This window comes from Microbacterium sp. FW305-3-2-15-F-LB2 (genome assembly GCF_058787255.1).
In genome coordinates this window covers 2,180,073-2,202,921 of sequence record NZ_JBYSZO010000001.1, presented here as the reverse complement: position 1 = coordinate 2,202,921, position 22,849 = coordinate 2,180,073, and the positions used below count along the sequence as shown (strand labels likewise).

Below are 22,849 nucleotides of genomic sequence, written 5' to 3'. Positions count from 1 at the left end.
CTCAGGCCGGGTCGCGCGGCTTCGCCGGCAGACGCACCTCGAACGTCGTGTCTCCCGGGGTGCTGTGCACGGCGATCGTGCCCCCGTGCGCTTCGACGATCGCTTTCGCGATGGAGAGCCCGAGTCCCGTGCCGCCGGTCTTACGGTCGCGCGAGCGGTCCGCACGGGCGAAGCGTTCGAACAGCTGCGAAGCGACGGAGGGATCGATGCCCGGCCCGTCGTCGTGCACCCGGAGCACCGCCTCGTCGTCCTCGCGCGCCACCGCGACCGTCACCTCGGTGCCGGCGGGCGTGTGCGTTCTGGCGTTCGCGAGGAGATTCGCGACGACCTGGTTCAGGCGCGAGGCGTCGCCGGCGAGTTCGACCGGCTCGTCGTCGACGTCGATCGACCACGCGTGATCGGGCCCCGCGGGGCGGGCGTCGCCGACCGCCTCGACCGCGAGCCGCGTGAGATCGACCGTTCCATAGACGAGTTCCTGCCCTTCGTCGAGGCGGGCGAGGAGCAGCAGGTCTTCGACGAGGGTCGTCATGCGCAGCGACTGGGCCTGGATGCGCTCCAGCGACTGCTCGGTCGTCTCGACGGCCATCTCGATGCGTTGGCGGCTCTCGTCGTCCTGCGCCTGGCGCATCGCCCGCAGCGACAGCTCGGAGAACCCGCGGATGGATGCCAGCGGCGTGCGCAGCTCATGACTGGCATCCGCCACGAATCTCCGCATCATCTCCTCGTTGCGGGCCCGAGCGGCCAACGACGCGTCGACGCGGTCGAGGAGCGAGTTCAGCGCGGCACCGACCTGCCCGATCTCGGTGTGATCGTCGACCTGTTCGTCGGGCACGCGTTCGTCGATGGAGACGTCGCCTTGATCCATCCGGATGGATGCCACGCGCGTCGCCGTCTCGGACACCGACCGCAGGGGGCGCAGGCCCACGCGGATGACGACCGCGATGATCGCCGCGAGGAGGAAGAGCCCGCCGGCGGTGACGAGCGCCACCGTGGTCAGGATCGCCCCGATCGTCGCGGTCACCTGGCTGAGCGGCAGGCCCAGCACCGCGACCGTCCCGAGCTGGCCGGCCCGGAAGCCGATGCGGTAGTCGCCCAGGCCCGGCAGGTCGACCGTGTCGGAGTCCGGCATGCCCGTCGTCACGGCGTCGGCGACGGCATCGCGGATCTCGTCGACCTGCGCGCCGTCGAGCGCGCGCACCGAGCGCCCGTCGATGTAGGCGCCGGTGTCGCCGGTGCTGGGGCTCCGCAGTACCAGGACGGTGCCGTCGGGGAAGGGGCCGTTCGCGAGGACGTCGCTCGCCGTGCTCGTGGCGCCGACCTGGACGTTGTTCACGGCGGCCGACACCTGGGCGGTGAGGTTCGTCTGCAGGACGCCGGTGATGATCGCTCCGGTCGAGACCGCGATCATGACCAGGATGAACGCCACCATGCCGATGACCGCGGCCATGAGCCGCGATTGCAGCGACCAGCGGTGGCGCGCCTCGGCCCGGCTCACTGAGGGGCTTTGATCATGTAGCCCACGCCGCGGACGGTGTGGATCAGCGGCTCGTGGCCGGCGTCGATCTTCTTGCGGAGGTACGAGATGTAGAGCTCCACGACGCTGGATCGCCCACCGAAGTCGTAATTCCAGACGCGGTCGAGGATCTGCGCCTTCGAGACGACGCGGCGCTGGTTGCGCATGAGGAAGCGCAGCAGTTCGAACTCGGTCGCGGTCAGTTCGATCTCGGTGCCGGCGCGGACCACCTCGTGACTGTCCTCGTTGAGCGAGAGGTCGCCGACGTGGAGGATGGGCTCCGCGTCGCGAGTGGACGCCGTTCCCGCTCGGCGCATGAGACCGCGCAAGCGTGCCACGACCTCTTCGAGGCTGAACGGTTTCGTGACGTAGTCGTCGCCACCCGCGGTCAGCCCCGCGACGCGATCCGCCACCGCGTCCTTGGCGGTCAGGAAGAGGACGGGAACGTCGTTGCCGGAATGCCGCAGTCGTTGGAGCACGGCCATGCCGTCGAGGTCGGGCATCATGATGTCGAGCACCATGGCATCCGGCTCGAAATCGCGCGCCGCCTGCAGGGCGTCGAACCCGGATCCGGCCGTACGGATGTCCCAGCCCTCCATGCGCAGCGCCATCGACAGGAGGTCGGTGAGCATCTGCTCGTCATCGACGACGAGGACGCGCAGAGCGCTGCCGTCCGGGCGGGTGAAGGCGGGGGCGCTGACGGTGGCGGTCATGGATGCCATTCTGCGCCGGAATCTATGAGCTTTCTATGGCGGTGGCTATGCGCTCGCTGTGAAGACGAATCACGCGGGAGATCAGCGCGGCCACGAGGACGCCGATCGTCGCCCCGAGGGTGTTGGCGACCAGATCGCGGACGTCGGCGACCCGGGTGGGGAGGAACAGCAGCTGGGTCGTCTCGATCACGGCGCTCGCGATGAATCCACCGAGGACGCCCTGCCACGGGCGGCCGCCCCACGCCGAGACCAGCAGGCCGAACGGCACGAACATCGTGACGTTCGCGGCGAATTCCACGATGTCGAACGTCACCCACGCGGTGGGCGGCCACCCGGCCAACAGCGCGAGCACGCGGCGGAGAATGCCGGCGGTCTCGGCGCCGTACGGTTCCGGACGCAGCGTCATCCACCACACCGCGAACGCGTACAGCGCCGAAGCGGCGGCGAGCAGTGCCCGCCGCCGCTTCGTCCGGTTCGTCGTCAGTGCGTGTCCTCGGCCTCGATCTCGGTGCGATCGCCCGACCAGAGAGTGTGGAAGGTGCCCTCCTTGTCGACGCGACGGTACGTGTGCGCACCGAAGAAGTCGCGCTGCCCCTGGATGAGGGCGGCGGGGAGGCGGTCGGCGCGCAAGCCGTCGTAATAGGCCAGCGACGAGCTGAACGCCGGTGCGGGGATGCCTGATTCCGCCGCGAGCGCGACGATGGTGCGCCACGCGTCCTGCGCGCGGCCGAGGGCCTCCACGAAGTACGGCGCGGTCAGCAGCACGGGGAGCTCGGCCTCGGCGTCGTAGGCCTCGGCGATGCGGTTGAGGAACTGCGCACGGATGATGCAGCCGCCGCGCCAGATCTTCGACACCGCGCCCAGGTCGATGTTCCAGTCGTACTGCGCGGCACCCGCACGGATCTCGTCGAAGCCCTGGCTGTACGCGACGATCTTCGAGGCGTAGAGGGCCAGACGCACCTGCTCGATGAACGCGTCGGCATCCTCGTCCGCGAGCACGTCGGCGCCCGAGGGTCCGGGAAGGTCCCGCGACACGGAGCGCTGCTCGGGGTGGCTCGACAGGGAGCGGGCGAACGTCGCCTCGGCGATGCCCGAGACGGGGACGCCGAGATCGAGCGCGGTCTGCACCGTCCAGGCGCCCGTGCCCTTCGCGCCGGCCTGGTCGAGGATGACGTCGACGAGCGGCTTGCCCGTTTCGGCATCCGTCTGCCGCAGAACCTCGGCGGTGATCTCGATGAGGTAGGACTCCAGCTCGCCGCGGTTCCACTCGGCGAAGACGTCGGCGATCTCGGCGGGCGTCTTGCCGGTGGCGCGGCGGATGAGGTCGTACGCCTCCGCGATGAGCTGCATGTCGGCGTATTCGATGCCGTTGTGCACCATCTTCACGAAGTGCCCGGCGCCGTCGTGACCGACGTGCGTCACGCACGCCTCTCCCTCGGCGACCGCGGCGATCGAGGTGAGGATCGGGCCGAGCGTCTGCCACGACTCGTCGGAGCCGCCGGGCATGAGGGACGGTCCCAGCAGGGCGCCCTCCTCGCCGCCGGAAACGCCCATGCCGACGTAGTTGATGCCGGTGTCGCGAACGGCCTTCTCGCGGCGGATCGTGTCGGTGAACAGGGCGTTACCGCCGTCGACGATGATGTCGCCCGGCTCGAAGACCTTGACCAGCTCGTCGATGACGAAGTCGGTGGCGCGTCCCGCCTTGACCATGATGATCGCCGTACGCGGCTTCGACAGCGACGCGGCGAAGTCCTCGTACGAGAACGACGCGACGAACCCCGCCTCGGGGTGGGCGTCGACGAGGTGCTCGGTCTTGTCGGCGCTGCGGTTGAACACCGCGACGGTGTTGCCCTCGCGGCTGGCGAGGTTGCGAGCGAGGTTGGAGCCCATGACGGCCAGGCCCACGACACCGATGTTCGCTCGCGCGTCGCCTTCGCCCTCGGGGCTCGAAGCGGCGTCGGCGGTGGGGCGGGCGACCTCGTCGGGAGCGGGTGCCCCCTCGTGGTGCTGAGCCGCCTCGTGCGGCGCCTGGTCCTGGTCGGTCGAGGGTCCGGTCGGGGAGGGGGTCGACGTCATTCGTTGCTCCGTGTTCACGTGCGAAAGGAGGGTGGCGGACGGGAGTCACTTGCCCCCGCCACTGTATCGGCTCGTTCCGACGCCGATCAGGTGCCGGGGGAGAGGTGCAGTTGCGCGATGACCGTGTCGACCTGTTCCTGCGGGGTCAGATCGAGGTCGATGTGGATCGCGCGCTCGTCGGCATCCGGGATCTCCAGGGTGTCGAACTGCGAGGTGAGAAGCGCGGGCGGCATGAAATGCCCCTGGCGCCGCAGCAACCGCTCGAGGACGAGCGCGGGGTCGCCAAGCAGCAGGACGAACGTCACGTCGTCGCGACGCAGCACGTCGCGGTAGCTGCGCTTGAGCGCCGAGCAGGTGATGACGCCCGGTCGTCCCGCGGCGAGCTGGCCGTCGATCCACGCCGCGACGCGGTCGAGCCACGGCCAGCGGTCGTCGTCGGTCAGGGCGTGACCGGCCGCCATCTTGGCGACGTTCTCGGCAGGGTGGAGGTCGTCGCCCTCCTGGAAGTCCCAGCCCAGGCGTCCGGCGAGCATTCCGGCGACGGTGGACTTGCCGGTACCGGCCGGACCCATGAAGACGAGCACGGGGGCGGGGGAGGTCATATCGGGATCCTTCCGGTTCTCAGACGAACGCGCTGATGGCGAGCACGCCGGCCAGGCCCGTGACCGAGATGATGCACTCCAGTACCGTCCAGGTCTTGAGCGTCTGCGGGATGTTCAGCCCGAAGTATTCCTTGATGAGCCAGAAGCCGGCGTCGTTGACGTGGCTGAAGAACACCGATCCGGCGCCGATGGCGAGCACGAGGAGCGCCGTCATCGGGGCGTCGAGCGACGTCGTGAGCGGCTGCAGGATGCCGGCGGCGGTGATCGTCGCGACCGTCGCCGATCCGGTCGCCACGCGGATCACCACGGCGACGAGCCACGCGAGGAGCAGCACCGAGACGCTGGAGCCGGCGACGAGGTCGGCGATCACCTTTCCGATGCCCGTGTCGACGAGGACCTGCTTGAACCCGCCACCCGCGCCGACGATGAGCAGGATGCCGGCGATCGGTCCGAGCGAGGACCCGACGACGCCGGTGAGGCGCGCGCGGTCGAAGCCCGCGCCGCGACCGAGGACGACGAAACCGACCAGGACGGCGAGCAACAGCGCGATCACCGGGAGCCCGAGGAAGTCGATGACGACCTTCCAGGCGTCGGTGGAGGAGGGGGCGAGGATGTCGGCGAGAGCCTTCAGGAGCATGAGGACGACGGGGAGCAGGATGCTCGCGAGCGTGGCCGCGAAGGACGGCCGCCGCACGGGCTCCTCACCCTTCTCTTCGGCCGAGACGAACAGCTCGGGCACGGGGACCGGCGCCCATCGCGCCGCGAGCGGGGCGAACAGGGGCCCAGCGATGATGACCGCGGGGATCGCGACGATGACGCCGAAGGCGAGGGTGAGCCCGAGGTTCGCATTCAGAGCGGAGATCGCCGCCAGGGGGCCGGGGTGCGGCGGGACCAGACCGTGCATGGCGGAGAGGCCGGCGAGGGTCGGGATCGCGATCTTCATCAGCGAGGCCCCGGAGCGGCGGGCGACGAGGATGATGACGGGCACGAGCAGCACGAGACCCACCTCGAAAAACATCGGCAAGCCGATGATCGCGCCGATGAGGCCCATGATCCAGGGGAGGCTGCGCGGCGTGGCACGGGCGACGAGGGTGTCGACGATGCGGTCGGCGCCGCCGGAGTCGGCCAGGAGCTTGCCGTAGATCGCGCCGAGGGCGATGAGGATGCCGACCCCGCCCATGGTGGAACCGAATCCACCGGTGAAGCTCGTCACGGCCGTGCCGATGGGCATGCCGGCGACGACACCGGTGGTGAACGCGCCGATCGTCAGGGCGAGGAACGGGTGGAGCTTGCCCCACGTGATGAGCACGACGATGAGGGCGATGCCGATGACGGCGGCGGTGATCAGCTGCCCGGCGGGGGCGCTGGGGGCGGTGGGCTCGCCCGCGGCGAGCACGAGGGCTGTGGGGAGGAGGGGGATGGCCATGAGCGTCCTTGTTCCGGCGGCGGCTGCAATGCCGATGATTATTTGTCGTACATAAAAGCACACAAGTCGCGGATATGCATGACGAATTCTGGTAGAGCGTGCACTCTCGTCTGGCATCATCGATGCATGACCACCGTTGGTCCCGGCGCGGGGACGCTGCACGACGCTCTCGTCTCGCGCATTGGTGCGGACATCGTGCAGGGGCGCTTGCCCGCGGGCGCGCGCCTCGTGACGAGCGAGCTGTCCGAGGGCTCGTCGCGTGGTGCCGGGCGTGAGGCCGTAAGGGTGCTCGAATCGCTCGGGCTCGTGAGTGTGCGTCGCAAGGCCGGCGTAGTCGTGCGTCCCTCGAGCGAGTGGAACGTCTTCGCGCCCGAGATCATCGATTGGCGGCTGAGTGGCCCCGCGCGCGGATCTCAGCTGCGCGAGCTCAGTGAGCTACGCGGCGCGATCGAGCCGCTCGCGGCTCGGGCCGCCGCCGCGGTCGCGAGTGCAGCCCAGCGCGAGGAACTCGTCGCGGCCGTGCTCGAGATGGCGCGCACGGAGGGGGCCGCCGACGAGGCCGAGTACCTCGCGGCGGACGTGCGGTTCCATCGCACCATCCTGGCCGCGTCGGGCAACACCATGTTCGCGGCGCTCGGCGACGTCGTCGAGGCGGTCCTGACCGGCCGTACGCGACACGAACTCATGCCGCACGACGCCAACCCGCACGCCGTCCGGTGGCACCAGGACGTCGCGTTCGCGATCGCCGCAGGGAGGGCGGACGACGCGGCACGTGCGATGCGCCTCATCGTGCGCGAAGCGGGGGATGCCATGGCATCCGCGGTCGGCACGGACTGACTCGAGCGTGCCGTGGCTCGACGCGTCGTGCCGCTCGCGGCAGACACGCCGCGTGCGTCAGTGCTTCTTGTAGCCCGCGTTGCGGCCCATCGAGAACAGGGCACCGACCGTGCCCACGAGGCCGATCGCCGCGATGCCGCCGACGACCCAGAGCACGACGTGAGAGAAGAAGCCGCTGTCCATGGTGATCCTCCGGGTAGATGGGCTTCTCATCGTACCGTCGTGTCCACGCCGCGAATGACGTTCCGGGTCGTGGAGCGGCCGTCGCGCTGGTAGACTTCCGGGGAACTTCGGCGAGGGATGCGTCGTCGTGCGCCCGGCGGGCGCGCGTGGCATCCGTGATCGACGCGGTGATGCAGGCTTCCGGCTTTCCTCACGCGCTCGCGTTCGAGTCGAATCCAGACCACATACGCGCGGACATGGTCCGCTCATAAGCTGCGGGACCCGTGCCCGCGAGGAGAACAACATGTCGGAAGACAACAAGGTCGTCGCCGAAGTGCGCGAGAACTTCGGCAAGGGCTTCGCCCGCCGCCTCCGCGCAGCGGGCAAGATCCCGGCCGTCATCTATGGCCACGGCACCGAGCCCCAGCACGTCGCGCTGCCCGGCCACCAGGTGTCGCTCCTGATCCGTCGCGCCAACGCGCTGCTCGATCTCGACATCAACGGCAAGAGCCAGCTGACGCTGGTGAAGGACATCCAGAAGGACCCGGTGCGCCAGATCGTCGAGCACATCGACCTCCTCGTCGTGCGCAAGGGCGAGAAGGTCCAGGTCGACGTGCCGGTCACCGTCGTCGGCGAGCCCTTCCCCGGCACGATCGCGAACCTCGAGAACACCACCGTTTCGCTCGAGGTCGAGGCCACCCACATCCCCCAGAACGTCGAGGTCTCGATCGAGGGCGCCGAGGACGGCACGCAGATCACCGCGGCCGACCTGGTCCTTCCCGCCGGTGCGACCCTCGTGACCGAGCCCGAGACCCTCATCATCGGCGTGTCGGTTCCGCTGGACACTCTCGCCGCCGAAGAGGAGATCGCCGAGGCCGATGCCGAGGTCGCCGAGGAGCAGTCCGAGGAGTCCGAGGCGGCTTCCGGCTCCGACGACAACTGATCTCATCGGACCGCACTCGCGGTCCGCTGTCGACGAGGGGGCGTGCGTCACGCCCCCTCGTTTTTTTCCTGCCGGGATTCGCTGCGGGTCGCGGTGACGTGAGGGTCCGCGCGGATCCGGAAGGATGGATGCCATGGCGGACACGTGGCTCATCGTCGGGCTCGGCAACCCGGGACCACGGTACGAGGCGACCCGGCACAACATCGGCCAGATGGTGGTCGACGAACTGGCCGGCCGTCGTCGCGAGACCTTCCGCGCGCACAAGGCCAACGCGCGGGTCGTCGAGACGTGGCTTCGCCCGGGCGGGCCGAAGCTGATCCTGGCCAAGCCGAACAGCTTCATGAACGTGTCGGGTGGTCCGGTATCGGGACTCGCGAAGTTCTACGCCGTCGACCCGGAGCGCGTGGTCGTCGTGCACGACGAGCTCGACATTCCCTACGACACGATCAAGCTCAAGACCGGCGGGGGGCACGGCGGTCACAACGGTGTTCGCGACGTGGCGAAGGCCCTCGGAACACCCGAGTTCCCTCGGATCCGGGTCGGGATCGGTCGTCCGGTGGGCCGGCAGGACCCCGCGGACTGGGTGCTCGATCCCTTCGGTGCGAAGGAGCGGGAGACCCTGCCCATCCTCGTGTCCGACGCTGCTGACGCCGTGGAACTGCTGGTCGAGGACGGACTGCTCGCTGCTCAGCAGCGGTTCCACGCGCCACGCTGAGTCGACGCCGCGACGGGCCGCGCGAAGCCGCCGGGCGCCCGACCGACCAACCATGCCGACGGTGGGGCCGTCATCTGCTCTACAGCCCTCGCCGCCGTCGAATGGCGCGGGACACGGTGACGCACCCGAAGATCGCGGCGGCGACGCCGCTGAGGCAGGCCCCCAGACAGCTGTAGTCCCCGACGGATGCCAGGACGGGCTCCGGGTCGCGGCGGAGCAGGCCGGCGAACGCGAAGAGGATCACACTGATCGATCCGAACGTCAGGAAGGGGATGAGCCGCGACGGTCTCGAACGATCGGATCCTGCCGCCGGTTCAGCACGGCGCACCGCTTCCGTCGTGTGTTCGCGGCCGGACACGGAGGGGGGATCCGTCGAACGGAAGTCATGCATGGGGTGTCCTCGCGCGTTGCGTGCCGGTCGGTCCGGCTCCGGGCGAGGCTAGGGGCCGCGGTGTGGTCGTCGTGGGCTCCGAGGCCGATCTGTGGACAAGTGATGCCGATCGATCCCTGTGGAGGAGGGGTGAGATGCTCTCGAACCCCGGACCCTCCGAATCCGAACCCTCCGACGCGGCAGAGGATCTCGACCCGTCGAGAGGCGGCACCCGGGCCAACGCGGAGAACCCCGGCCGAGGGCCGGGGTTCTGCGTCAGGCGCCTCCCGCCTCGCGGCGGGAGGGCTTCACTCCACGTCGGTCAGGACGCGTAAGGTGCCGCCCCGATCGTCGCACCGAGGAGGAAGAATCCGAAGACGATCCCTCCGCCGATGACCGCGAGGATGATCGCGGCGATGCCCCACCCGCGGCCGCGGTTCTTGACCGCGGCGATGATGCCCTGGATGAATCCCCAGAGCGCGAGCACGCCCCACACCAGGAAGGCCGAGACCGACAGCGCTCCGGCGGCGATGGCGATCTGGTTCGCGGCGTCAGGGAGTGTCTCGGGGTCGATGGTGGCGGTGCCGTTGGAGTATTCCGCGAACTGCGCCAGGCTGCCGCTCTGGATGCCGCCGAGGGTGGCGAGGATGGCCCCGATCACGATGCCCAGGAGCGACACGACGAAGGCGATGAGGCCGAGCCGGTTCGAGCCTGTCGGACGTGATGTCTCCGCGGGTGTCGGCGCAGCATAGGCGGCGGGCGGTGCGGAGTAGCCGCTCTGCGCTGCCTCGGCGCGCGTCGTCGGGGGAGTGTTGTACGGCTCGGGGGGCGGCGGTGTGCTGCTCACGGTGTCCTCCTGTGGTCGTCGAGGGCACGGGGCGCCCTCGTCATCCACACCCTATGGAGTCGCCGTGTGATTGCTGTATGGGGTGGACGGACCGAGGGGAGAGCCGGTAGGGCCCCTCAGGCGGCAAGTCCGCTGATGCCGGCCGCGCCGGTGACGAGGGCGAGGAAGACCAGCGCTGCGAACGCGAACGGACCGAGTGACCCGAGGACGATGGCGGCGATACCGGAGCCGCGGCCGGCCCCGCGCACTGTGGCCACGATCCCCAGAACGAGGGCCGCAGTGCCGAGAACCGTTCCGGACCAGAAGGCCACCTCGCCCACGAGAACGAAATCACGTACGGGGGACAAGAGACGCAAGTCGACGGACTGCCCACCGCGCGCGACGTACTCCGCGCCGGCGCCGCGCGCGACCCGGAACGCCGCGAAACCGGCGATTCCCGGCGCCATGACAGCGGCGAGGATCGACAGGACCAGAGCGATCGCACCGAGCGGACGCCGTCGAGGGGCCGGGCGCGGAGGAGAGAGGAGCGTCCCGACCGGGGCTGACGCGTGCGGCGCCGCGAAGTCGGGCAGGCCGGGCGAGGTCATGAGCCCACTGTACGACGCCGATCCGAGCCGGGCGGGGTCTCGAGGATCTGGCATCCCGAGCGCACGGCACGGCCTTTGAGTGACGCTGCCGGGAGCCGGTGTCGGTGCCCCCGCGTAGGATATGTCGAGTGACAGTTCCCGGGATCGTGCGCGCCCTCGAGCAGGCTGATTCGTACCGGGAGGCCGCTTCGGCGGCATCCTCCGATCTGTCTCTCTCCCTCGTCGACGGGCTCGATGCGCCCGTGATCGCGGGTCTTCTCGAGCATCGTCGGAGCGGGGGAGCACCGGGCGCCGTCCTCGTCATCGCGCCGACCGGCCGACGTGCCGAATCGCTCGGTCCGGCCCTGGATGCCGTGCTCCCGGGCGCGCAGGTCCTGCATTTCCCCGCGTGGGAGACGCTGCCGCACGAACGCCTCAGCCCGAGTCCCGAGACGGTCGGACGCCGCCTCGACGTCCTCCGCCGCATCGCAGCGTGGGACGGGACGACGCCGCTCGTCGTCACCGCGTCGGTCCGCAGCGCCCTGCAGCCGCTTGCCCCGGGCCTCGGCGACGTCGAGCCGGTCCAGCTCCGCGTCGGCGGGCGCGGGAGCGAACTCGACCAGGTCATCGCGCGCCTGGTCGAACTGGCCTACCACCGCGTCGACATGGTCTCGCGCCGAGGTGAGTTCGCCGTGCGCGGCGGCATCCTGGACGTCTTTCCTCCGGTCGCCGATCACCCGTACCGCGTCGAGTTCTTCGGCGACGAGGTCGACCAGATCCGCGCGTTCTCGGTCGCCGATCAGCGTTCGCTTCCGGGCGAGGTACCCGAGGTCTCGCTGGTGCCCAGTCGCGAACTGCTCCTGACTCCGGCCGTTCGTGCCCGCGCAGCCGAGCTGCGCGACGGTTATCCCGGGCTCCGGCAACTGCTCGAGAAGATGGCCGAGGGCATTCCCGCCGAGGGCATGGAGTCGCTCATCCCCGTCCTCATCGACGACCTCACCACGATCGTGGACTATCTGCCCGGGGGTGCCGCGGTCGCGCTGGTCGACCCGGAACGCTCGCTGGCACGCGCCACGACCCTCGGCGACACGAACCGGGAGTTCCTAGAGGCGGCCTGGTCAGCGGCCACGGCCGGCGCCGACACCCCGGTCGATCTGGGCGCCGGCGACTTCGTCACCCTCGACGACCTGCACGAGATCGCGAGCGGCCGCGGAGGCGTGTGGTGGCGGCTCAGCGCGTTCGACTCGGGGGCGGCGGATGCCGAGGCCGAGGGCCTCGACGTCGGTGACGATTCCGCGCACCGTGTGAAGGCCGACCCCGTGCCCTCGTTCCAGGGCAACGTGGAGGGTGCGACGGCCCACGTCGGGGAACTGCTCGCCGACGGGTGGGCCGTCGTGGTCACGGCATCCGGCCCGGGTCTCGTCGACCGCGCGCGCGACGTCCTGGCCGAGCGGGGGATCGCGGCGCGGCGGGTCGACGACGTCCGCACGCCGCCCGAGCCCGGAGTGGCCCACATCGTGTGCGCCTCACTCGAGCGCGGTTTCGAACTCACCGAGGTCGAGTTCGCCGTCATCACCGAGACAGAGTTCTACGGTCGCGCGGTCGGCGGCGACAACCGCGGCGTCAAGAAACTCGCCTCGCGTCGACGCAATGTCGTCGACCCCCTGCAGCTCAAGCCCGGCGACGTCGTCGTGCACGCGACCCACGGCATCGGCAAGTTCCTCGAGCTGACGCGCCGCGAGGTCTCCAGTGGCGGCCGCAACGCGGTGAAGACGATCAAGGAGTACCTGGTCCTGGAGTACGCGCCGTCCAAGCGCGGGTACCCGGGCGACAAGCTCTTCGTTCCGACGGATCAGCTCGATCTGCTGTCGAAGTACGTCGGCGGCGAGGCTCCCGTGCTCTCCAAGATGGGCGGAAGCGATTGGGCGGCGGCGAAGGGACGCGCACGCAAGGCGGTGCGCGACATCGCCGTCGAGCTGGTGAAGCTCTACTCGGCGCGCATGGCCGCGAAGGGCTACGCCTTCGGGCCCGACACTCCGTGGCAGCGCGAGCTGGAGGAGGCGTTCCCGTTCGCCGAAACGTTGGACCAGCTGCAGACGATCGACGAGATCAAGGCCGACATGGAGAAGCCCGTCCCCATGGACCGCCTGCTGTCGGGCGACGTCGGGTTCGGAAAGACCGAGGTGGCGGTGCGCGCCGCCTTCAAGGCGATCCAGGACGGCAAGCAGGTCGCGATGCTCGTTCCGACGACTCTTCTGGTCAAGCAGCACCTCGAGACGTTCGCGGAGCGTTTCGCCGGGTTCCCCGTGACGGTTCGCCCGCTCTCGCGCTTCCAGACCGACAAAGAGGCGAGGGCCACGCTGGCGGGGCTCACCGACGGCACCGTCGACATGGTCATCGGCACGCATCGGATCCTCACCGAGAAGGTCATCTTCAAAGACCTCGGCTTGATGATCATCGACGAGGAGCAGCGTTTCGGCGTCGAGCACAAGGACTCCCTGAAGAAGCTCAAGACGAACGTCGACATCCTCGCGATGAGCGCCACGCCTATTCCGCGCACCCTCGAGATGGCGGTCACCGGCATCCGTGAGATGTCGACTCTGGCGACCCCGCCGGAGGATCGGCATCCGATCCTGTCCTACGTCGGCCCCCGCAACGACAAGCAGATCGCCGCGGCGATCCGGCGCGAGCTGCTGCGTGAGGGGCAGGTCTTCTACGTGCACAACCGGGTGTCGTCGATCCAGCGCGTCGCCGCCCACCTCGCCGAGCTCGTCCCCGAGGCGCGCATCGTCGTGGCCCACGGCCAGATGGGGGAGCACCAGCTCGAGCAGGTCGTCGACGACTTCTGGGAGCGGCGGGCCGACGTGCTCGTCTCGACGACGATCATCGAGACGGGTCTCGACATCGCCAACGCCAACACGATCATTATCGATCGTGCCGACAAGTACGGCCTGTCCCAGCTGCACCAGCTACGTGGACGCGTAGGACGTGGTCGCGAGCGGGCGTACGCCTATTTCCTCTACGACGAGATGAAGCCCCTCTCCGAGACCGCCGCCGACCGTCTCGAGACGATCGCGGTCAACAACGACCTCGGCAGCGGCATGCAGGTCGCGCTGAAAGACCTCGAGCTGCGCGGGGCGGGCAACCTGCTCGGCGCGGAGCAGGCCGGTCACATCGCGGGCGTGGGCTTCGACCTGTACCTGCGCATGATCGGCGAGGCCGTCGCGACCTTCCGCGGGGAGGACACCGAGGGTCCCACCGAACTGCGTCTCGAACTCCCCGTCGACGCCCGCCTTCCCGAGACGTACATCGACAGCGAGCGACTGCGGCTCGAGGCGTACCAGAAGCTCTCGGCTGCGGCATCCGCGACCGCCAAGGACGACGCGATCGACCTCGTGGTCGAGGAACTGCGCGACCGGTACGGCGAGCCGCCGGCCGAGGTCGAGGGACTCGTGGCGGTCGCGCGGCTGCGGCGTCGCGCCGCGCAGGCGGGTCTCGCGGACGTCGTGGCGATGGGGTCGAACCTGCGCATCGCGCCGGCGCACCTCGCCGACTCGATGCGGGTGCGTCTGCAGCGGCTGTATCCGAAGGCGAAGCTCGTCGCGAACGGGGATGCCATGGTCGTGCCGCTTCCGCAGGACGCCGACGACGCGAACCTCATCGCGTGGGTGCGCCAGTTGCTGGACGCGCTGTGGCCGCTCCCGGTGGGGAAGGCGTCGGAGACGACGACGGCCTGAGGGGGCGGATGCCCTGATCGACCCGATCCGCGCGGTGCTCGCTATCTGTGGTCGCGCTGTCCACGCGGCGTGGATCTGTCGACCGGATCACGGTCGCACGAGGATGCTTCCCACTTTGTGACCGGAGTCCACGCGGGCGTGCGCCTCTGCGATCCGGTCCAGCGGCAGGGTCGCTTCGATAACGGGAGTCAGGGTTCCGTCGACGATCCCGTCGATGAGGTCGCCGACGAGCTCACGCCCCGCACCCGCGGTGCCGGTGATCACGCGCGCGCGCTTCGTGATCGTCTCGGCGAGCGTCGCCGCGGCCAGGATCACCCGACCGTTCGGCGACAGCAGGGGTGCGGCCGTACCGGGGTGCAGCGCGCCGACGGTATCGAAGACGACGTCATACGGGCCCGGGAGATCGGAAAGCCGCACCGCGGTGCGGTCGACCGTGTGATGCGCTCCGAGACGCGCGAGTAGCGCCTGATTACCGCTGCCGGCCGTGGCCGTGACCTCCGCGCCGCGGGACCGGGCGATCTGCACCGCGTGAGTACCGACGGCGCCGGCGCCGCCGATCACGAGGACGCGTTCACCGGGACGCATCCGCGCGCGGTCGCGGAGGAACCACAGGGCGGTGGTTCCCCCGAACAGCACGGCCGCGGCGTCCTCATCGCTGACCTCGTCGGGGATGCGCGCCAATCGCTGCTCGGGGACCGCGGTGTACTCGGCGTGCGCACCCATGCGCATGTCGGTCATTCCGGACACGCGGTCCCCGATCCGCAGAGCGGTCGTCTTCGGACCCACTTCGATGACGCGGCCCGAGAGCGCGACGCCGAGCACCGCTCGACGGGGACCTCGCAGACCCAGCGCGAGCCGGGCGGGGACGCCGAAGCCGGCGGGAAACCGTGCGCCGCGGATCCGCGCGTCGCCGCTGTTGACGGATGCGGCAGCGACCTCGACGACGACGTCGCTGCCGGTGGCCCGTGGGCGGGGGCGGCGGTCGATGCGGACGACCTCGGGCGGTCCGTAGGCGTCGACGACAGCGGCGTTCATGTCCATGATGGCTCCTGGGTGTCAAAGATTCTTGACACCGAATCGTGCCCGCCCTAGGGTGAAAATGTCAAGTTTTGTTTACATGGAGGCCGCGATGTCGTTCGAGGAACGCAACACCTGGGCGGGGCTGATCGCCAGTGTCCCCGGGGTGCTCGTGTACACGGTCTGGATGCTCGTGGCTGCCCGTGACACGGCCGTCGACCGCGTCGACTGGGTGTGGCCGATGGTCTCGACCATTGTCGCGAGCATCGTCGTGGCGATCGCCGTGAGCATCGTGTGGGGGATCGTGCAATCGCGCCGCGATCCCGACACCGACCACCGCTCCGACGTGCGTGATCGGGAGATCGCCACGCAGGGAGACCGCGTCGGCCAGGCCTTCCTCGTGTTCGGCGGTCTGGCGGCGCTGGCTCTCTGCGCCGTCCAGGCGCCGCTGTTCTGGATCGCCAACGCCGTCTACGCGGGCTTCGCGCTCTCGGCCATCATCGGCAGCCTCGCGCGCCTCGCCCTGTACTACCGGGGGATGCCGTGATGGCCAAGCCCACGCGGGTGACCAACACCATCCGCGAGCATCGCGAGCGCGCCGGGACGACCCAGGCCGAACTCGCCCGCCGGCTCGGCGTGACGCGCCAGACGGTGATCGCGATCGAGCAGGGGCGATACTCGCCGAGCCTCGAACTGGCGTTCCAGATCGTGGGTGAGTTCCGCGTCCGGCTCGACGACGTGTTCGCCTACGACCCAGAGTGAGCGTGTCCTCGCCCTGCCGCCGAGGACTACGCTGACGGGCACCGACGGGAAGGACGCCGCCCATGCGCTTCGCTCACCTCGGGGCAGAGCCCCGCATCCACCCCGACGCCGTCGTCGCCCCCACGGCGGTCATCAGCGGTGACGTCACGATCGGCACGGGATGCCAGGTCCTCCACGGCGCGGTCCTCACGGCCGAGGGCAGTCGGATCGTGCTGGGGGAGAACACCATCGTGATGGAGAACGCGCTGCTGCGGGCCAGCTCCACGCACGCGGTGCACGTGGGTGCGCACTCGCTGATCGGGCCGATGGCGAGCGTCGCGGGAGCGGAGATCGGCGAGGAGGTGTTCCTCGCCACGGCCACCCGCATCTTCAACGGCGCGGAGATCGGCGACCGCAGCGAGGTGCGCATCAACGCGATCGTCCACCTGCGCACGGTGCTCCCGCCCGAAACCGTGGTGCCGATCGGATGGGTGGCGGTCGGCGACCCGGTGCAGTTACTCTCGCCTGACCGTCACGACGAGATCTGGGCCGCGCAAAAGGAGCTCGACTTCCCCGGATACGTCTTCGGGCTCGACCGCGAGACCCCCGACCTGATGGTGCAGCTCACCGAGCGGTACGGCCGGAGCCTCGCACGTCACGCCGCCGATCGCCGCCTCGACTGACGCGGCGGCCACGCGAAAGCGCCGACGTCCCCTGGGACGCCGGCGCTCTCGGAGGAACCGAAATCAGCCCGTGTTCTGCAGACCCGCCGCCACACCGCTGACCGAGAGCAGCAGAAGGCGCTGGTGCTCGGCATCCGGTGTCGGGTTCTCTGCGGACGCGTCGCGCAGCGCGCGGAGTGCCCGCAGCTGCAGCAGCGACAGGGCGTCGACGTACGGACTGCGCATCTTCACCGCGCGCTGCAGCACGGGCTTGTTGCCGAGCAGCTCGCCACCGGTGATGCGCTCGACCCATGAACGGGTGAGCAGCATCTCGTCCATGACGAGCGCGGCCAGGTCGTCGCGGTCGCCGAGTGCCAGGTAGCGCCGCGCGATGCGCGTGTCGGCCTTGGCGAGGCTCATCGCGACGTTGTCGATCATCGTGCGGAACAGCGGCCACTGCTCGTACGCGTCACGCAGGCGCTGCTCGTCTGCCACGGCGTCGAGCGCGGTCCCCAGACCGAACCATCCGGCGAGGTTGATGCGCGCCTGCGTCCAGGAGAACACCCATGGGATCGCGCGGAGGTCTTCGAGCGACTCCACCGACAGGCCGCGTCGGGCCGGACGCGAGCCGAGTGCCAGATGACCGAGCTCCTCCATCGGAGTCACGGTGGCGAACCACGGCGCGAAGCCAGGCGCCTTCACGAGCGCGAAGAACCGCTCGCGTGAGGCGACGTCCATCGTGGCGGCCACGTCGGCGAACGCCTCGGCCGCGCCGCGGTTGCGACGCTCGATCGAAGGCGAGGATGCCGTGAGCACCGCCGCCGCGACCTGGTCGATGTGGCGCATCGCGATGTCGGGGTCGCCGTAGCGCGCGAAGATGACCTCGCCCTGCTCGGTGAGCTTGAACCGGCCGTCGACGGAGTGCGGCGGCTGGGCGAGGATCGCCGAGTTGGCGGGTCCACCACCGCGTCCGAGCGCGCCACCGCGGCCGTGGAAGAGCGTCAGCTCGATGCCCTCGGCCTCGGCCCACGTCGAGATCTTCGCCTGCGCCTCGTACAGCGCGAGGTTGGCGGCCACGGGGCCGACGTCCTTCGACGAATCGGAGTACCCCAGCATGACCTCGAGGCGGCGGCCGGTGGCATCCAGTCGGCTGACGAACGCGGGGTGGGCGACGATCTCGGCGAGGATCCCGGGGGCCGCCTGCAGGTCGGCGAACGTCTCGAACAGCGGGATGACGTCGAGCACCGGGAGTTGCTCGCCCGGGCCCATCGCGTACGACGCGAGCTCGTGAACGTTGGCCAGGTCTTCGGCCGACTGCGTGAACGAGACGATGTACCGGCCCGCGGCGCGGGGGCCGAAGCGCTCCTGGACGTAGGCGATCGAGCGGAAGACCTCGAGCACCTCGTCGGCGAGCTCGCTGCGCTCGCCCCCGGCGCGCAGCTCGTCGAGCACCTTGCGGTGGACGGCGGAGTGCTGGCGCACCTCGAGCTCGGTGAGGTGGAAGCCGTACGTCTCGACCTGCCAGACGAGGCGCTGCAGCGAGCCATAGGCCTGCCGCGCCGCGCCGGCGGCGACGAGAGAGTCCTGCACCGTCCGCAGATCGGCGAGGAGATGCTCGGGGTCGCGGTACGCGAGGTCGGCGTTGCGGGTGCGTGTCGCCGCGATCTTCCGGGCGATGAGCAGCAGGATCCGCCGGTGCGGCTCGGCGGGCGAGCGCTCCGCGATCTCCGCGGCGGCATCTTCATCGGCGGCGCGAAGACGGTGCCACAGCGCGAGGAGGGCGTCGCTCGGCGGCGTGGTCTCGGCATCCAGGGTCAGGCCCCGCCCGACACGCTGGGTGGTGCGCTCGAGGCCCAGGAGGACGTGCTCACTCGCGATCGCCGCGGCTTTGCGGGTGACGGATGCCGTGACGAAGGGGTTGCCGTCGCGGTCGCCGCCGACCCACGAGCCGACGCGGACGAACGGCTTCACGATCGGCGCACGCGCACCGGCGTTCTCGCCCTGGAGGATGTCGTCGATGCGGCGGTACACGCGCGGCACGGCGGTGTAGAGCGTCTCATCGAACACGGCCATGACCGAGCGCACCTCGTCCACGGGGGAGGGCTTCTCGCGACGCAGCGGCGCGGTGCGCCACAGCGTGTCGATCTCCTCGAGCATGCGCCGCTCGGTGCGTCGGATCTCGGTGTCGTTGTCGGCGGCGGAGTCGTGCTCGCCCAGCAGCTCCGACAGGCGGCGGATGCTCGTCGAGATCGCGCGGCGACGGGCCTCGGTGGGGTGCGCGGTGAAGACGGGGTGGAACCGCAGCGCCTGCAGGCGCGACAGTGCGGTCTCCTCGCCGACCTCGGCCGACAGCCTCTCGAACGCCGCGGCGATCGTGTCGGGGGTGCCCCCGCGCGACGGCCGGTCGCCGCGCTCGCGGAGGATGCGCACGCGCTGGTGCTCCTCGACGAGGTTGACGAGGTGGAAGTACGCCGTGAACGCGCGCGCCACCTCGTCGGCGCGGGCGATCGAGAAACCGTCGGCGATCGCCGCGGCTCGCTCGAACGCCTCGGGCGTCTCGTCGGTATAGGCCTGGATCGTCGCGGTCCGGAGCTCTTCGACGTCGTCGTAGAGGCCGGGGGAGCCGCTCTCTCGCAGTACCCGTCCCAGCAGGGATCCGAGGAGGCGCACGTCCGCGCGCATCTGCTCGGGAAGCTCTTGGCCGGCTTCGAAGCGGCCCACGAGGTCGATGGCCTCGGTCGGGGTCAGTTCACGCACAGGTTTCAGAGTAGTTGTGTCACGTTGCCTGCAGATCACGCGGGCCGCCTGACGGCCGCGTGCCGTGCCGAACTCCGGAGATTCTGTGACCGCGGATGACTTCGACCGCAACATTTCGCGGATGCCATCCGTCGGCGAATCGAAATCTCCGGAGTTCGGCACGCCCGCCCGCCCCGTCGCGGGGCATACTCGGCACGAGCGGTGCACGGATGCCGCCGGAGGAGGGACCGTGAGCGACGACGCGCTGCGCGAGGCCGCCGAGACGATGCGCGCGGTGCGCGAACGCTGCGTGTGGACGCAGACGATCGACCACCGCGACCTGGTGCCGTATCTGGTCGAAGAGAGCGCTGAGGTCATCGACGCGGTCGAGTCCGGCACGCGGGCGGACCTGCGGGAGGAGCTCGGCGACCTGCTGTGGCAGGTGCTGTTCCACGCCGAGATCGCCGCGGGCGACCCGGACGATCCGTTCGACATCGACGACGTGGCCCGCGGTCTCACCGAGAAGATGGTGCGCCGGCACCCGCACGTGTTCGGGGACGCCGTGGCATCCACCCCCGAAGAGGTGCTCGTGCACTGGAACAACGCGAAGGCCGCCGAGAAGCGCGAGCGTACCAGCGTGCTCGACGGCGTCTCCGACCACATGCCCTCGCTCGCGCTCGCACAGAAGGTGCTGGGCAAGGCCGCCCAGGTCGGCGTCGTCGCGGGCCGCGCGCCTCTCGCCCCCGCCGATGAATCCGAACTCGGCGATGCCCTGCTGGCACTCGTGCAGCTGGCCCGCACCCACGGGTGGGATGCCGACCGCGCCCTCCGCGAGCGACTCCGCCGTCTGTCCGCCGAGGTTCGGTCCGCCGAGTAGCCACCGCGAGCGCTCACGATCCGGTCGAGCGCCCTCGTTCCGGGCGTCCGCACCGTGAGCGCTCGGCCGGATCGTGGGCTCGCGGCGCATCGCGCGCGGCCGCCGGCCCGGGCCTGGAACAATGGAACCGTGGCATCCGTGAACCCGCCGCGCGGTATGCGCGACTTCCTCCCCGCTGACAAGGCCCGACGCGAACGCGTGCTCGCCGTCATCCGCGAGCGCTACCGCGCGCACGGCTTCGACGAGATCGAGACGCCCGTCATGGAGGAATACTCCCGCCTCCACTCGGGGATGGGCGGCGACAACGAGAAGCTCTCGTTCAGCATCCTCAAGCGAGGGATGGATGCCGAGGCGATCCGCGCCGCCGCCGACGACCCGGCCGCGCTCGCCGACCTGGGGCTGCGCTACGACCTCACCGTGCCGCTCGCGCGGTTCTACGCCACGAACCGGGCACAGTTGCCGACGGTGTTCCGCGCGATCCAGATGGCGCCCGTGTGGCGCGCCGAACGTCCGCAGAAGGGGCGCTACCGCCAGTTCGTGCAGTGCGACATCGACATCATCGGTGACGCGTCGGCACGCGCCGAGGCCGAGCTGATGACGGCGAGCCTGGACGTGCTCGACGCGCTGGGCCTGGAAGGCGGCATCGTCCGCGTCAACGACCGGCGCGCGCTGGATGCCATGCTCGACGTGTTCGGGTTCGCCGCCGACGAACGACCCGGCGTCCTCATCACGATCGACAAGCTCGACAAGATCGGCCCCTCCGGGGTTGTGGCCGAGCTCCGCGATCGGGGCGCCACCGCCGCGGCGGTCGACGCTTTCGCCGCCTATCTCGACCGTCCGAGCGGCGACGACGCGGGGTTCGATGCGTCGGGGATCCGCGCGGCCCTGCCGGCCGGCATCCCCGACGAGATCGTCGACCACCTCGTGGCGCTCGGTGAGACGGTGGCCGCCGCGCGCGGCGCCGAGGCCCCCCTCCGATTCGACCCGTTCCTGGTGCGCGGCATGGGCTACTACACCGGCACGATCTTCGAGCTCGCGCACCCGAGCGTCGACTATTCGCTCGGCGGCGGCGGCCGATATGACGGCATGATCGGCCGATTCCTCGGCCAGGACGTCCCGGCGGTCGGCTTCTCGATCGGGTTCGAGCGGATCGTCGACCTGCTCCAGGATGCCGACGACGGGGACGAGCGCTCGGTGGTGCTGGTGCACGATCGCGACGTCCCCCTGGCGCACCTGTTGCGGATCAAGGCGGCCCTCGTCGCCGAAGGCGCCCGCGTGCGCCTGGAGCAGCGTCCGAAGAACCTCAAGGCGCTGCTGGAGCGTTCGAGCGCCGACGGCTACACGTCGTTCGCGACCGTCGGGGCAGAGAGCACGGTGGAGTCGCTCGAGATGAAGCCGCTCGGCTGATCTCCGCCCCGGCCGTCAGGCGACCGCGCTGATCAACGCCTGCTCGGGATGTTCGGCGGCGAGGCGTTCGAGACGGGCCGCCGTCGCGGCATCCCGCGGGGCGAACCACACCACCCGGGAACCCAGGCTCTCGTCGACCCACACGCTCGACATCTCGAGGTGCAGCTCGCCGACGCGCGGGTTGACGAGGTGCTTGACCGCGTGGCGCTCGCCGCCGACGTCGCCCCGGCTCCACAGCTCGGCGAAACGCGGCGAGGCCCGCTCGAGCTCGGTGATGAAGCTCTGCCACGACGGCTCGTCGTGGTGCCGCCCGTACGCGGACCGAAGTCGGGCAGCCATCCGGCGCTGCGCGTGATCGAGGTTGAGGTGGGCGTTCTGCCACGTCGGGTCCGTGAACAGCAGCACCGCGCAGTTGCGTCGCTCGGTCGGCATGTCGTCGAGGTCGTCGAAAAGGTAGCGGTAGGCCCGGTTGTACGCGCGGATGTCGAAGCGCGATGTCTGCAGCGCGGCCGGGTAGGGCAGGAGCTTCTCGAGGAGGTCGAGGTGGGGCGTGTCGACGCACGCGCGCGCTTCCCGCTCGGGGCGGGGGAGGTCCGCGAGGGCGAAGAGGTGGTCGCGTTCGTCGTCGGTGAGTCGGAGCGCGCGAGCGATCGCGGCCACGACCTGCGCGGATGCCGCGATCGGGCGCCCCTGCTCGAGCCACGTGTACCAGGTCAGTCCGACCCCGGCGAGTTGGGCGACCTCTTCGCGCCGGAGCCCCGCGACGCGCCGCCTCGTGCCGTCGGGGAGGCCGACGTCCGACGGCTGCAGCCGGGCACGGCGGCTGCGGAGGAACGCCGCGAACTCCGCGCGCGCCTCGTCGGATCGGGTCATGACGTCTCCTTCCGACGCGAGCATAGAGG

22 protein-coding genes are annotated in these 22,849 nt (G+C 70.2%); 9 read left to right on the top strand and 13 right to left on the bottom strand.

Features of this window, described 5'->3' with window-relative positions:
* Window position 1: 1 nt before the first annotated feature.
* From AC3WLZ_RS10705 to AC3WLZ_RS10680, 6 genes are all read right to left on the bottom strand, one after another.
* Complete coding sequence (locus tag AC3WLZ_RS10705) at window positions 2–1,495, bottom strand: sensor histidine kinase (RefSeq protein ID WP_492470013.1); 1,494 nt, start codon at window positions 1,493–1,495, stop codon at window positions 2–4.
* Window positions 1,492–2,226: a response regulator transcription factor gene (locus AC3WLZ_RS10700; RefSeq protein WP_412924928.1), complete on the bottom strand. Its 735-nt coding sequence runs from the start codon at window positions 2,224–2,226 to the stop codon at window positions 1,492–1,494. The genes AC3WLZ_RS10705 and AC3WLZ_RS10700 overlap by 4 nt, the downstream gene beginning before the upstream one ends.
* Before the next feature lie 22 nt (window positions 2,227–2,248).
* Window positions 2,249–2,710: a VanZ family protein gene (locus AC3WLZ_RS10695; RefSeq protein ID WP_412926142.1), complete on the bottom strand. Its 462-nt coding sequence runs from the start codon at window positions 2,708–2,710 to the stop codon at window positions 2,249–2,251.
* A complete protein-coding gene (gene gnd / locus AC3WLZ_RS10690; protein WP_492470012.1) occupies window positions 2,707–4,302 on the bottom strand; it encodes an NADP-dependent phosphogluconate dehydrogenase in 1,596 nt (531 codons plus the stop codon). The genes AC3WLZ_RS10695 and gnd overlap by 4 nt, the downstream gene beginning before the upstream one ends.
* Before the next feature lie 86 nt (window positions 4,303–4,388).
* The gene (locus AC3WLZ_RS10685; RefSeq protein WP_492470011.1) at window positions 4,389–4,904 is read right to left on the bottom strand and encodes a gluconokinase; all 516 of its coding nucleotides are present in this window, start codon (window positions 4,902–4,904) and stop codon (window positions 4,389–4,391) included.
* Between the two features lie 19 nt (window positions 4,905–4,923).
* The gene (locus AC3WLZ_RS10680; protein WP_412924925.1) at window positions 4,924–6,330 is read right to left on the bottom strand and encodes a GntP family permease; all 1,407 of its coding nucleotides are present in this window, start codon (window positions 6,328–6,330) and stop codon (window positions 4,924–4,926) included.
* Window positions 6,331–6,456: 126 nt separating this feature from the next.
* Here AC3WLZ_RS10680 and AC3WLZ_RS10675 point away from each other — a divergent pair, with 126 nt between their 5' ends.
* Complete coding sequence (locus tag AC3WLZ_RS10675; RefSeq protein WP_412924924.1) at window positions 6,457–7,167, top strand: FadR/GntR family transcriptional regulator; 711 nt, start codon at window positions 6,457–6,459, stop codon at window positions 7,165–7,167.
* A 57-nt stretch (window positions 7,168–7,224) separates the two neighbouring features.
* Here AC3WLZ_RS10675 and AC3WLZ_RS10670 read toward each other — a convergent pair whose 3' ends face one another.
* Window positions 7,225–7,350, bottom strand: a complete 126-nt coding sequence (locus AC3WLZ_RS10670) for a hypothetical protein (RefSeq protein WP_412924923.1) — start codon at window positions 7,348–7,350, stop codon at window positions 7,225–7,227.
* A 283-nt stretch (window positions 7,351–7,633) separates the two neighbouring features.
* On the opposite strand from AC3WLZ_RS10670, the gene AC3WLZ_RS10665 reads away from it, so the two are divergent.
* Both AC3WLZ_RS10665 and pth read left to right on the top strand, forming a co-directional pair.
* Window positions 7,634–8,272: a 50S ribosomal protein L25/general stress protein Ctc gene (locus tag AC3WLZ_RS10665; protein ID WP_492470010.1), complete on the top strand. Its 639-nt coding sequence runs from the start codon at window positions 7,634–7,636 to the stop codon at window positions 8,270–8,272.
* A 133-nt stretch (window positions 8,273–8,405) separates the two neighbouring features.
* Window positions 8,406–8,987 (top strand): aminoacyl-tRNA hydrolase, encoded by a 582-nt coding sequence (pth, locus tag AC3WLZ_RS10660; RefSeq protein ID WP_412924921.1) that lies wholly within the window; start codon window positions 8,406–8,408, stop codon window positions 8,985–8,987.
* Window positions 8,988–9,066: 79 nt separating this feature from the next.
* On the opposite strand, the gene AC3WLZ_RS10655 is transcribed toward pth, so the two are convergent.
* The 3 genes from AC3WLZ_RS10655 to AC3WLZ_RS10645 all read right to left on the bottom strand — a co-directional run bounded on the left by AC3WLZ_RS10655 (window position 9,067) and on the right by AC3WLZ_RS10645 (window position 10,791).
* The gene (locus AC3WLZ_RS10655; RefSeq protein ID WP_492470009.1) at window positions 9,067–9,231 is read right to left on the bottom strand and encodes a hypothetical protein; all 165 of its coding nucleotides are present in this window, start codon (window positions 9,229–9,231) and stop codon (window positions 9,067–9,069) included.
* Window positions 9,232–9,679: 448 nt separating this feature from the next.
* On the bottom strand, window positions 9,680–10,204 hold the full coding sequence (locus AC3WLZ_RS10650) for a hypothetical protein (RefSeq protein ID WP_492470008.1): 525 nt from the start codon (window positions 10,202–10,204) through the stop codon (window positions 9,680–9,682).
* Window positions 10,205–10,320: 116 nt separating this feature from the next.
* Window positions 10,321–10,791 carry a hypothetical protein gene (locus AC3WLZ_RS10645; RefSeq protein ID WP_492470007.1) on the bottom strand — a complete coding sequence of 157 codons (471 nt, stop codon included), beginning with the start codon at window positions 10,789–10,791 and terminating at the stop codon, window positions 10,321–10,323.
* A gap of 128 nt (window positions 10,792–10,919) precedes the next feature.
* On the opposite strand from AC3WLZ_RS10645, the gene mfd reads away from it, so the two are divergent.
* A complete protein-coding gene (gene mfd, locus AC3WLZ_RS10640; RefSeq protein WP_492470006.1) occupies window positions 10,920–14,507 on the top strand; it encodes a transcription-repair coupling factor in 3,588 nt (1,195 codons plus the stop codon).
* Between the two features lie 87 nt (window positions 14,508–14,594).
* Here the strand turns inward: mfd and AC3WLZ_RS10635 are convergent, their stop codons facing one another.
* Window positions 14,595–15,548 (bottom strand): NAD(P)-dependent alcohol dehydrogenase, encoded by a 954-nt coding sequence (locus AC3WLZ_RS10635; RefSeq protein ID WP_492470005.1) that lies wholly within the window; start codon window positions 15,546–15,548, stop codon window positions 14,595–14,597.
* A 58-nt stretch (window positions 15,549–15,606) separates the two neighbouring features.
* On the opposite strand from AC3WLZ_RS10635, the gene AC3WLZ_RS10630 reads away from it, so the two are divergent.
* From AC3WLZ_RS10630 to AC3WLZ_RS10620, 3 genes are all read left to right on the top strand, one after another.
* A complete protein-coding gene (locus AC3WLZ_RS10630; protein WP_492470004.1) occupies window positions 15,607–16,071 on the top strand; it encodes a hypothetical protein in 465 nt (154 codons plus the stop codon).
* The gene (locus AC3WLZ_RS10625) at window positions 16,071–16,286 is read left to right on the top strand and encodes a helix-turn-helix transcriptional regulator (protein WP_412924915.1); all 216 of its coding nucleotides are present in this window, start codon (window positions 16,071–16,073) and stop codon (window positions 16,284–16,286) included. The genes AC3WLZ_RS10630 and AC3WLZ_RS10625 overlap by 1 nt, the downstream gene beginning before the upstream one ends.
* A 62-nt stretch (window positions 16,287–16,348) precedes the next feature.
* The gene (locus tag AC3WLZ_RS10620; RefSeq protein WP_492470003.1) at window positions 16,349–16,948 is read left to right on the top strand and encodes a gamma carbonic anhydrase family protein; all 600 of its coding nucleotides are present in this window, start codon (window positions 16,349–16,351) and stop codon (window positions 16,946–16,948) included.
* Between the two features lie 63 nt (window positions 16,949–17,011).
* Here AC3WLZ_RS10620 and AC3WLZ_RS10615 read toward each other — a convergent pair whose 3' ends face one another.
* Window positions 17,012–19,684, bottom strand: a complete 2,673-nt coding sequence (locus AC3WLZ_RS10615; protein WP_492470002.1) for a phosphoenolpyruvate carboxylase — start codon at window positions 19,682–19,684, stop codon at window positions 17,012–17,014.
* Window positions 19,685–19,949: 265 nt separating this feature from the next.
* On the opposite strand from AC3WLZ_RS10615, the gene AC3WLZ_RS10610 reads away from it, so the two are divergent.
* Window positions 19,950–20,540, top strand: a complete 591-nt coding sequence (locus tag AC3WLZ_RS10610) for a MazG nucleotide pyrophosphohydrolase domain-containing protein (protein ID WP_492470970.1) — start codon at window positions 19,950–19,952, stop codon at window positions 20,538–20,540.
* A gap of 156 nt (window positions 20,541–20,696) precedes the next feature.
* On the top strand, window positions 20,697–21,947 hold the full coding sequence (hisS, locus tag AC3WLZ_RS10605; RefSeq protein WP_492470969.1) for a histidine--tRNA ligase: 1,251 nt from the start codon (window positions 20,697–20,699) through the stop codon (window positions 21,945–21,947).
* 15 nt (window positions 21,948–21,962) lie between these two features.
* Here hisS and AC3WLZ_RS10600 read toward each other — a convergent pair whose 3' ends face one another.
* Window positions 21,963–22,820: a helix-turn-helix transcriptional regulator gene (locus AC3WLZ_RS10600; RefSeq protein WP_412924912.1), complete on the bottom strand. Its 858-nt coding sequence runs from the start codon at window positions 22,818–22,820 to the stop codon at window positions 21,963–21,965.
* Between the last annotated feature and the right edge of the window lie 29 nt (window positions 22,821–22,849).

Bases quoted from the DNA above. Each gene is read 5' to 3' on its own strand.
- hisS (WP_492470969.1), top strand. From the start codon at position 20,697: ATGCGCGACTTCCTCCCCGCTGACAAGGCCCGACGCGAACGCGTGCTC.
- AC3WLZ_RS10610 (WP_492470970.1), top strand. From the start codon at position 19,950: ATGCGCGCGGTGCGCGAACGCTGCGTGTGGACGCAGACGATCGACCAC.
- AC3WLZ_RS10600 (WP_412924912.1), bottom strand. From the start codon at position 22,820: ATGACCCGATCCGACGAGGCGCGCGCGGAGTTCGCGGCGTTCCTCCGC.
- AC3WLZ_RS10645 (WP_492470007.1), bottom strand. From the start codon at position 10,791: ATGACCTCGCCCGGCCTGCCCGACTTCGCGGCGCCGCACGCGTCAGCC.
- pth (WP_412924921.1), top strand. From the start codon at position 8,406: ATGGCGGACACGTGGCTCATCGTCGGGCTCGGCAACCCGGGACCACGG.
- AC3WLZ_RS10620 (WP_492470003.1), top strand. From the start codon at position 16,349: ATGCGCTTCGCTCACCTCGGGGCAGAGCCCCGCATCCACCCCGACGCC.
- AC3WLZ_RS10670 (WP_412924923.1), bottom strand. From the start codon at position 7,350: ATGGACAGCGGCTTCTTCTCTCACGTCGTGCTCTGGGTCGTCGGCGGC.
- gnd (WP_492470012.1), bottom strand. From the start codon at position 4,302: ATGACGTCGACCCCCTCCCCGACCGGACCCTCGACCGACCAGGACCAG.
- AC3WLZ_RS10665 (WP_492470010.1), top strand. From the start codon at position 7,634: ATGTCGGAAGACAACAAGGTCGTCGCCGAAGTGCGCGAGAACTTCGGC.
- AC3WLZ_RS10680 (WP_412924925.1), bottom strand. From the start codon at position 6,330: ATGGCCATCCCCCTCCTCCCCACAGCCCTCGTGCTCGCCGCGGGCGAG.
- AC3WLZ_RS10700 (WP_412924928.1), bottom strand. From the start codon at position 2,226: ATGACCGCCACCGTCAGCGCCCCCGCCTTCACCCGCCCGGACGGCAGC.
- AC3WLZ_RS10635 (WP_492470005.1), bottom strand. From the start codon at position 15,548: ATGGACATGAACGCCGCTGTCGTCGACGCCTACGGACCGCCCGAGGTC.
- AC3WLZ_RS10675 (WP_412924924.1), top strand. From the start codon at position 6,457: ATGACCACCGTTGGTCCCGGCGCGGGGACGCTGCACGACGCTCTCGTC.
- AC3WLZ_RS10625 (WP_412924915.1), top strand. From the start codon at position 16,071: ATGGCCAAGCCCACGCGGGTGACCAACACCATCCGCGAGCATCGCGAG.
- AC3WLZ_RS10685 (WP_492470011.1), bottom strand. From the start codon at position 4,904: ATGACCTCCCCCGCCCCCGTGCTCGTCTTCATGGGTCCGGCCGGTACC.
- AC3WLZ_RS10630 (WP_492470004.1), top strand. From the start codon at position 15,607: ATGTCAAGTTTTGTTTACATGGAGGCCGCGATGTCGTTCGAGGAACGC.